Origin of the sequence: Microcoleus sp. PH2017_34_RAT_O_A, assembly GCF_020737885.1 — a bacterium.
Taxonomy (GTDB): Bacteria; Cyanobacteriota; Cyanobacteriia; order Cyanobacteriales; family Microcoleaceae; genus Microcoleus.
Genome location: NZ_JAEQDD010000155.1, coordinates 1 through 9354, shown reverse-complemented (window position 1 = coordinate 9354; position 9354 = coordinate 1). Strand labels below are relative to the sequence as shown.

General features: G+C 46.5%; 8 protein-coding genes. 7 read left to right on the top strand and 1 reads right to left on the bottom strand.

Features of this window, described 5'->3' with window-relative positions; genetic code table 11:
* From JGK11_RS31385 to JGK11_RS31375, 3 genes are all read left to right on the top strand, one after another.
* Window positions 1-1749 (top strand): CHAT domain-containing protein (locus tag JGK11_RS31385; RefSeq protein ID WP_293214310.1); only part of this gene is annotated, 1749 nt, incomplete at its 5' end.
* A gap of 674 nt (window positions 1750-2423) precedes the next feature.
* Complete coding sequence (locus JGK11_RS31380; RefSeq protein WP_293203568.1) at window positions 2424-3746, top strand: 3-isopropylmalate dehydratase large subunit; 1323 nt, start codon at window positions 2424-2426, stop codon at window positions 3744-3746.
* Between the two features lie 76 nt (window positions 3747-3822).
* Window positions 3823-4311, top strand: coding sequence for a gluconokinase (locus JGK11_RS31375; protein ID WP_293174410.1), 489 nt, complete (start codon window positions 3823-3825; stop codon window positions 4309-4311).
* 545 nt (window positions 4312-4856) lie between these two features.
* Here the strand turns inward: JGK11_RS31375 and JGK11_RS31370 are convergent.
* Window positions 4857-5837 carry a carbohydrate kinase gene (locus tag JGK11_RS31370; RefSeq protein WP_293174407.1) on the bottom strand — a complete coding sequence of 327 codons (981 nt, stop codon included), beginning with the start codon at window positions 5835-5837 and terminating at the stop codon, window positions 4857-4859.
* A 416-nt stretch (window positions 5838-6253) separates the two neighbouring features.
* Here JGK11_RS31370 and JGK11_RS31365 point away from each other — a divergent pair, with 416 nt between their 5' ends.
* From JGK11_RS31365 to JGK11_RS31350, 4 genes are all read left to right on the top strand, one after another.
* Window positions 6254-6529: a helix-turn-helix transcriptional regulator gene (locus JGK11_RS31365; protein WP_293149481.1), complete on the top strand. Its 276-nt coding sequence runs from the start codon at window positions 6254-6256 to the stop codon at window positions 6527-6529.
* 34 nt (window positions 6530-6563) lie between these two features.
* Window positions 6564-6842 carry a hypothetical protein gene (locus tag JGK11_RS31360; RefSeq protein WP_293193580.1) on the top strand — a complete coding sequence of 93 codons (279 nt, stop codon included), beginning with the start codon at window positions 6564-6566 and terminating at the stop codon, window positions 6840-6842.
* A 185-nt stretch (window positions 6843-7027) separates the two neighbouring features.
* A complete protein-coding gene (gene hisS, locus JGK11_RS31355) occupies window positions 7028-8302 on the top strand; it encodes a histidine--tRNA ligase (RefSeq protein ID WP_293214308.1) in 1275 nt (424 codons plus the stop codon).
* Window positions 8303-8465: 163 nt separating this feature from the next.
* Window positions 8466-9236, top strand: a complete 771-nt coding sequence (locus JGK11_RS31350) for a Uma2 family endonuclease (protein WP_293214306.1) — start codon at window positions 8466-8468, stop codon at window positions 9234-9236.
* Window positions 9237-9354: the final 118 nt, after the last annotated feature.

Sequence of the window (9354 nt, the reverse complement as noted above, 5' to 3'; positions counted from 1 at the left end):
CCAGCGCCGAACTCGAATTTGTCACCAGCACCAACAATTACTCAAAATCCAGCGCCGAACTCGAATTTGTCACCAGCGCCGACAATTACTCAAAATCCAGCGCCGATATCAAATTTGTCACCAGCGCCGACAATTACTCAAAATCCAGCGCCGACAATTACTCAAAATCCAGCGCCGATATCAAATTTGCCGATCGCACCAACGATTACTCAAAATCCAGCGCCGATATTGAATTTGCCGATCGCACCAACAATTACTCAAATTCTCCCTGCTCCCGCACCAATCAATCTCGCACCGATACCGACACCGGAACTCGCTCCGGCGCTCTCCAGCAACGGGCTTCCCAGGACAAATCCTTTATTTTCTGCCAGCTTGCAACAGCAAAACCAGATATCTAGTTCATTGCAACAGCCTAATTCACGTCGCGAAACCTCGAATATTATTGACGTTTCCAGCTTGCCAGTTAACCCCAGCGCCATTATTTTTCCGGTAGAAAACAGATTTACCAGGGAGTTTGTCGATTACCTGAATTTGCCACAAACAAATAAACGCGCCACGCTAGAAAATGCTCAAAATACTCTTCGCAGCGTCGCAAAAGGCACAGGTATCAAACCAGCTCTCGTATATATGAGCTTTGTACCCAATGGTTCTACATTCGATCGACCTTACAACAGTTCGCCGCTGTTGCGCGTAGAACAGCAAATTAAAAGCTCTGACGAACTCGAAGTAATGGTAATCGCCCCCGATAGCGCGCCCTTTCGCGTGCGGATCGCTGGAACCTCTCGCGCCGAGGTAATGGAAACTATTCGGAAATTTCGCAACGAACTGACTAATCCGGTAAAGCGCAATACTAAAACTTATTTACCCTTCGCTCAGCAGCTTTACCAGTGGATGATAGCGCCGATCGAGGCAGAGTTACAAGCCAAAGGTATTCAGAATTTATCTTTTATTGCGGATATGGGGTTGCGATCGATACCGATGGCGGCGCTACATGACGGGAAAGGCTTTCTGATAGAGCGTTACAGCGTCGGCTCAATGCCGAGTCTGAGTTTGACAGATACCAGCACCACTAAGTTGCCAAATACACAAGTTCTGGCAATGGGTGCGTCACAATTTCCCAATATGAGTCCTTTACCTGCGGTGGAAATAGAAGTTTCGACAATTATCCCGCAGGAGTCGCCCAGTAAGTCTTTCTTGAACCAAGCTTTCACTCTGGCAAATTTGAAATCGCAGCGCCAGCAGTACCCTTTTGGGAGAATTCACTTGGCTACTCACGCCGAATTTCGATCGGGAAACCCCAGCGAATCGTTTATTCAGTTGTGGGATACTAAATTGCGTTTGAATCAGTTGCGGGACATGGGATGGGGCAGTCCGCAGGTTGATATGTTGGTTTTGAGTGCTTGCAGGACTGCTGTGGGCGATCGAGAATCCGAGTTGGGCTTTGGCGGGTTAGCCGTGCAAGCAGGGGTTAAATCGGCTCTAGCGACTCTCTGGTATGTCAGCGACGAGGGCAGTTTGGGATTGATGGCGGACTTTTACGGCCAGTTGAAAACTGCTCCGATGAAGGCTGAGGCCTTGCGGCAAGCGCAATTAGAAATGTTGCGCCAACAGGTGCGGATTGAAGGGGGAATATTGCGGACTTCTGTGGGTAATGTGCAGCTACCTCCGGAAATGACAAAGACAGGGACTCGGAATTTTTCTCATCCCTACTATTGGGCGGCTTTTAGAATGATTGGCAATCCTTGGTAATCAGATTTGTTTTATAGGTACGTAGTTGGGCTTGAGCCTCCTTTATCTACACGTCTCAAGAGCAATAATGATTGGCAATCAGATTTGTTGTATAGGTACGTAGTTGGGCCCCGGCCCTCTTTAATCTACACGTCTAAAGAGCAATAATGATTGGCAATCAGAGACGAATGTTAGATTAGCAGCTTGAACTGGCGGTGCTAACAGGATCAGCAGAGTGCTGATCGCAATTCCCGCAGCGGATGTTTTGGGCGATCGGGTGGTTTTGGCGATCGGTATGAATTCCGGCAGGCGATCGGCGCTATGCTACACTTTGAAATGTTGAACTTTTTCGCAATTCATCGTAATTTCTCCTGGCGACCTGTACGCAAAATATTACAAAGTTTTGGTCGTATCCAAACTGAATATTTAAATTAGGTCGATGTCCAATATAATTTACCTTTTAATAATTAACTCGAATTATTTAACAACACATAACATTACGCATAATTTCGTAAGGTGGGGATTGCTCGCCCTACAATTTGTATTAGATGCAATAGAAAACTGCGATCGAACTGGACGCTTCTCTCAAGTTGGAAGTACATCCGAGACATCTTCCTGCGTCAGTATCCTCGGTAACAGGGAATGTTTCGCTTACAATACACTTGTAGCATCTCACGAAAAAGAGCGATCGCACTATGGGAATGACCATCACCGAAAAAATCTTGGCCAAAGCATCGGGCCGCACCAAAGTCGAGCCCGGAGACAACATCTGGGTAGAAACAGACGTATTGATGACCCACGATGTCTGCGGGCCGGGCACCATTGGCGTATTCAAAAAGGAATTCGGCGATAATGCTAAAGTCTGGAATCCCGACAAAATCGTCTTAATTCCCGACCACTACATTTTCACTAACGATGAACGCGCTAACCGCAACGTCGATATTCTCCGCGATTTTGCCGCAGAACAAGGGATAAAATACTTTTACGACATCACGGATCGATCGAACTTCAAAGCTAACCCCGACTATAAAGGAGTTTGCCACATCGCCCTCGCCCAAGAAGGCCACACGCGCCCGGGCGAAGTGCTTTTCGGTACAGATTCCCACACTTGCAATGCCGGTGCTTTCGGACAATTTGCCACCGGTATCGGCAATACCGACGCGGCTTTTATCATGGGAACCGGCAAATTGCTGATTAAAGTGCCGGCGACGATGCGGTTTGTGCTCAACGGCGAATTGCCAGATTATTTGTTAGCAAAAGATTTGATTTTACAAATTATAGGCGATATCAGCGTTGCCGGTGCTAACTATCGATCGATGGAATTTGCGGGCGATACAGTGGAACGTTTGACGATGGAAGAACGGATGACGCTGTGCAATATGGTGATTGAAGCTGGTGGCAAAAATGGCACGGTGGCTGCGGACAAAACCACGTTTGATTACGTTAATCCTCGCACTAATGTGCCGTTTGAGGCATTTTACAGCGATGAGGGTGCTCAGTTTTATAGCGATCGCACCTACGATGTCAGCAAATTAGAACCAGTCGTCGCCAAACCGCACTCTCCCGACAACCGCGACTTGGCCCGCAATTGCAGCGATGTCAAGATCGATCGAGTTTACATCGGTTCCTGCACCGGCGGCAAAACCTCCGACTTTTTGAGTGCCGCCCGCATTCTCAAAGGAAATCAAGTCAAAGTTCCGACATATTTAGTACCGGCAACTCAGAAAGTTTACGAAGATTTGTTTGTTACTAAATACGACGGTCAAACGCTGTCGGAAATCTTCTTAGCAGCAGGCTGCATCGAACCCGCAGCGCCTTCTTGCGCCGCTTGTTTGGGCGGGCCAAAAGATACTTTCGGGCGGATGAACGAACCGGAAATTTGCGTGTCTACAACTAACCGCAACTTCCCCGGCCGGATGGGGAACAAAGAAGCACAAGTTTATCTAGCTTCGCCTTACACGGCGGCGGCTTCGGCGCTGACTGGACACGTCACAGATCCGCGCGAATTCCTGCGTTAGAAAGTAGTTTGTGTGTGGTGTGCCACAACCCCAGAAGGTGCTTGTGGTATACCCTACGGGATGAATTTAAGCCGCGATGATTATTATGGTGATGGGAGTCTCCGGTTCGGGTAAAACTACTGTTGGCAAGTTGCTAGCGGAATCTCTCAATTGGGATTTTAGCGATGCCGACGATTTTCACCCGCCAGGAAACATAGAGAAAATGAGTCGGGGCATTCCTTTAGAAGATGCCGATCGCCTGCCTTGGCTGTTGCACTTGCAAGGTACAATAGACAGGTGGCTGTTGGAAAATAAAAATGTCGTGTTAGCTTGTTCTGGCCTCAAAGCATCTTACCGCGAAATGCTCTTTCGAGACAAGCAGCAAATGAAAATAGTTTATCTCAAAGGTGATTTTGAGCTATTCGCAGCCCGGTTAAAAACTCGCGAAAATCACTACATGAAAGTAGACTTGCTGTCAAGTCAGTTCGCTACTCTCGAAGAACCTGAAAATGCAATTATTATAGATGCTTCGCAGCAGCTAGAGCTAATGGTACGCCAAATTAAAAACGATCTGATTTGCGCTTAATTGCCCACAATCAAACAGGTTTGTAGTGAGAACAGGTTTGTAGTGATGACTTTAGTCCAGGTTTGTAGTGATGACTTTAGTCCAATACAGTTGACTTAAGACTCTTGGGTGCATCTGGCGCAAGGCAAATATATCCGTAGGGGCGAAGCATGACCGCAATCAATATAGAATTATAACTAATAACTTATATGCGGTCATGCTTCGCCCTCTTCACAAACCAGATGTACCCAGACTCTTATACTGGGAGAAATCCCTAAATCTCCCTGATAGTTGGGTGACTTTAAGAGGGTGCATCTCATTTTGGCAAGGGCGAAGCATTTCGGCACATAATTTATGAACCAGAATCAGAGATTTACTGCCGAAATGCTTCGCCCCTACGAGTATATTTTCAAAAATGAGATGCACCCCTTTAAGAGCTTTATTTTTCCCCATTTTTTAAGGGGGGTTAGGGGGATCGATCTTAAGTGAACCGTATTGGACTTTAGTCCTATCTTGTTTGAAGAGGACTCGCATTCCTCACTACGAACCTATAGAGGTTTGGTGTGCTAATTTTTGTTGTACAAATACAAGAAAGCTTCTACTTCAGCCGCAGTTGGTTGCGCTGCAATTGCCCCATGCTTCATCGCCGTCATCGCACCCACGGCACTGGCATAGGTTACAATGTTTTGGGCAATTTCTGGATCTGCTAAATTCTTAATTCCATACTTGCACAACTGCCGCACAAAACCAGCAACAAACCCGTCGCCGGCACCTGTTGTATCCTCAACATCTACTGCAAAAGCGGGGATTTTTCCTTCATTTTGCGAGAGACAATAGCCGCAACCTTTATCGCCCGCCGTCACCAAAACGCCTTCTACAGAATCGAGACGGTAGGTAATAGCTCCAGCGTCGCTAGTTCCAAACAACCATTCGGCTTCGTCGTCAGATAACTTAAGAAAATCTACTTTTTTTAATAGTTGTATGATGGGTGCTTTTGCTTCGTCTGGATTTGGCCAAAACACCGGACGCCAATTGATGTCAAGTATAATTTTAACGTCGTAACGTTCTGCTAGTTCGATCGCTCTGGCGATCGCCTCTCGACTTTCAGGGTAAGCTAATTCTAAAGTGCCGAGCACTAAAAACTCCGCATTTTCAAACAGCGCCTCGGGTATTTGGGCAGCCTGGAAGCGGGTGTCGGCAAAATCCGCAGTATCCATTTTACCAAAACCGGCAAAAGATCGATCGCCCGCTTCATTCCGCAAGACATAAACTTGCCGCGTCGGCGCACTCGGATGGCGTTGCACTCCAGCGATATCAACCCCTGATTCTTGCAATACCTGCACCAGAGACTCCCCCAATTCATCCCCACCTACAGCACCGATAAATCCCACCGCCGTCCCCAATTTAGCTAAAGCACAGGCAACATTAGCAGGAGCACCGCCAGCATATGCCGTCCAAGATTCTACCTCTTCTAGAGATACTCCTGGTTTGTCTGCTAAACAATCAAATAAAATTTCACCCAGACACAAAACGCGAGGATAAGTCATATTGATTTTAGATTTTAGATTTTAGATTTTAGATTTTAGACTAGCACCAGACTGGTCAATAATTATCTCTACCTAGATTCCCAGTAGGGAAAATTGCCAGCTATTTTGTAATAGCTGCTCCTATAATATCAGACTTACTGATAGTGGCAGTTACCCGCTCAACGCACAAGTACAGCGCGGGCGTATCAGTAGTTTGACGTGCCAACATCTGCGGTTTTTTGGGCGCGGATTTCCAGTGCGCGCAGGTAAATCTAGCATCCGCTACCCCACGTGCAAGGCTGGGTTTACACATCTTGCTGCGATTCTGCAAGCGAGTTGGTGATCCCGTGCCCGGGCCAATTTAATTTTCTCTTCATACTAGATCCCTCATCCTCTAGAATTGTATATAGGTAAATATGCACACATAGGAAAAATTTATGAACGGGAGCGTCTCTGGCACCCCTGTCACCCTGTCGGACAGAGAATTGCAAGTGGTAGAGTTAGTAGCGGCGGGATTGACCAATGAGAAAATTGCTGAGAAGTTAGAGATTAGCAAGCGTACTGTTGACAACCACATTAGCAATATCTTGAACAAGACGCCCGCTGACAATCGAGTTTCGCTGGTGCGCTGGGCTTTGCAGTGGGGGAAGGTATGTATGGAGAATATTAACTGCTGCCCTCTACCGGGGCCGATCGATAAAGAAGTATCTTAAATAGGGGTTATGGTTGGGGACAGGCAAAGAAATGATGCAAACGGCACAAGAAAAACAACTCCGCTATCAAATTCAATGCCCGGGATTGCCGCTGGCGGTGTATCGCGAAGTGGCAGCCCATTTGCGTCAAGTTGAAGGGGTGGAAACCGGTTTGATTCCGCAGCAGTCGCAGCGGTTTGATTACAGCGACAGCCAAGTTGGGGGTTTGTGGATACAGTATCCTGATGGGTTCGATTTGGCCTGCCGCGAGCGGGTCGATCGCATTTTGGCTTATTATGGCGATCGCTACGGAGCTTGGGAATTATTAAGTTAGTAGTTATTAGTTATTAGTTATTTGTTATTGGTTATTTGTTATTGGTTGTTTGTCATTCGAGCCAAATAGCAATTAATACGAAGTCACAAATAAAAATCACCAGCTCAAAAATGACGAGTAACAAATAACAAATAACAACCAACAACCAACAACTGACAACTGCCAACTGACAACTGACTAAAAAAATGAGTGCAATTAAAACTTTACCGGGAACGCGGGATATTTTGCCCGCTGAAATTCAATATTGGCAAAATATAGAAGAAGTCGCTAGAAATATCTTAAAAAAAGCGGCTTATCGAGAAATTCGGACGCCAATTTTTGAACAAACATCTTTATTTGAACGCGGCATCGGCGAAGCTACCGATGTTGTGGGCAAAGAAATGTACACTTTTAAAGATAAGGGCGATCGATCGACTACTTTGCGCCCAGAAGGCACCGCCGGAGTCGTGCGAGCATTTATTGAAAACAGTTTGTACGCGGCGGGAGACGTGCAGCGTCTGTGGTATACTGGGCCGATGTTTCGCTACGAACGCACCCAAGCAGGCAGACAGCGACAGTTCACTCAAATTGGCGTGGAAGTATTGGGGAGTGCAGATCCCCGTGCAGATGTCGAGGTAATTGCGATCGCCTGTGATATCCTGCAAGCGATCGGCTTAAAAAATTTGCGCCTCGATATCAATTCTGTCGGAAATAAGCAAGACAGACAAAATTATCGGCAAGCGTTGATTGATTATTTTACACCGTACAAAGACGAATTAGATGCGGATTCCCAAGATCGCTTGACTCGCAATCCGCTGCGGATTTTGGACAGCAAAAATCAGCGCACTCAAGAAATTGTTGCTGGTGCGCCGAGCATTTTGGAATATTTGGGTGAGGAATCGCGAGATCACTTCGAGCAAGTGCAGCAAATGCTCACAAGTTTAGGAATTAGCTATCAGTTAAATCCAAGATTAGTGCGCGGTTTAGATTACTATACCTACACCGCTTTTGAAATTATCTCCGAGGATTTGGGAGCGCAAGCCACAGTTTGCGGGGGCGGCCGCTACGACGGTTTAGTCAAGGAATTGGGCGGCCCGGATACGGCGGCAGTCGGTTGGGCTATGGGTATGGAACGGTTGTTTCTCCTGCTGCAAAAGTTGCAACCTTTGCCCGTTCCGCAGTTGGATTTCTATTTGGTATCCCGGGGCGATAAAGCCGAACAGCAATCAATATTGTTGGCTCAAAAATTGCGGAGTGCTGGCTTTAGTGTAGAGATAGATTTGAGCGGCAGTGCTTTCGGGAAACAGTTTAAAAGAGCTGACAGAAGTGGTGCAGTTGCGTGTTTGGTTTTGGGGGATGCGGAAGCTGAAAGCGAGACTGTACAATTGAAGTGGTTGGCGAGTGGCGAACAAAGTGCGATCGGGCAATCTGAACTGCTAGCCATGACAGATGAGCTCAAACAGAAGATAAAAGCTGTGTAGGGCGATCGAATCGAAAAGTAAACTCTTAAGGTTCGTAGTAAGGACTTTAGTCCTCAATCTCTGAAGATAAGGACTAAAGTCCTTACTACGAACAATATTAACATTAATCCCCAAAACCAAAAGATATAATTTAACCATTAAAACATTTAACCTCTGATAAACTATGTTTGTAGCAACTAAAAACTCAGCCACAAAGCTCACAATCACCTGGCCGCTACTACCAGAAGATTTCCAACTACCAGATGACCCCGTGGAAGATGAAAGCCAACCATTGTTAGCCGCAGCTTTACGCCAGCCACTAACAGAATTTCCCGAATTAATCCAGGATGCCTTAATAGTTTCCAACTTTGCCCTTTGTGCCGGGATAAGTTTGCCAGAAGCAGCTACCGACGAACAGCGAACTATTTGCAAAGCGCCAGACTGGATGTACGTGAAACCCGTCAATCCCCAAAATGTCTCGCAAATCCGCCGCAGTTACACGCCACACACAGAAGGGACAATTCCCCAAATTGTGATGGAATTTCTCTCGGAAACCTACGGAGAAGAATACTCTGTTGAGTTTACATCGCGGGTGGGCAAGTGGTTTTTTTACGAACACGTAATCAAAGTTCCCACATACGTTATATTCCGAGCGAAAACAGCTCGTTTAGAAGTTTACGCTTTAGAATCAGAGCGCTATAACTTGCAACAAACTGATGAAAATGGACGTTATTGGATACCGGGATTAGACTTATTTTTAGGAGTTTGGGAGGGAACCCACGAAGGGAGAACAGGCTGTTGGCTGAGGTGGTGGAATGCAGCAGGCGAGTTATTGTTGTGGTCGGAAGAACGAACTGAACAAGAACGGCAACGGGCCGATCGCGAAAGTCTCCGCGCTGAAAGATTGGCCGAAAAATTGCGTCAAGCTGGGATCACATTAGATGACGAAGATTGACAATTTAAAGGCGATCGAGTCTTAGGGACTTCCAAAAAATAAATCGTCCCGGACTGAATGAACTAAACTGAAGCCATGTTGAAACTTACAGACTCACTCAAAGTGTTATTTAAAGAGA

Excerpts from the sequence above, each read along its gene's own strand:
- JGK11_RS31380 (WP_293203568.1), top strand. The coding sequence starts at position 2,424 with ATGGGAATGACCATCACCGAAAAAATCTTGGCCAAAGCATCGGGCCGC.
- JGK11_RS31375 (WP_293174410.1), top strand. The coding sequence starts at position 3,823 with ATGATTATTATGGTGATGGGAGTCTCCGGTTCGGGTAAAACTACTGTT.
- JGK11_RS31370 (WP_293174407.1), bottom strand. The coding sequence starts at position 5,837 with ATGACTTATCCTCGCGTTTTGTGTCTGGGTGAAATTTTATTTGATTGT.
- JGK11_RS31365 (WP_293149481.1), top strand. The coding sequence starts at position 6,254 with ATGAACGGGAGCGTCTCTGGCACCCCTGTCACCCTGTCGGACAGAGAA.
- JGK11_RS31360 (WP_293193580.1), top strand. The coding sequence starts at position 6,564 with ATGCAAACGGCACAAGAAAAACAACTCCGCTATCAAATTCAATGCCCG.
- hisS (WP_293214308.1), top strand. The coding sequence starts at position 7,028 with ATGAGTGCAATTAAAACTTTACCGGGAACGCGGGATATTTTGCCCGCT.
- JGK11_RS31350 (WP_293214306.1), top strand. The coding sequence starts at position 8,466 with ATGTTTGTAGCAACTAAAAACTCAGCCACAAAGCTCACAATCACCTGG.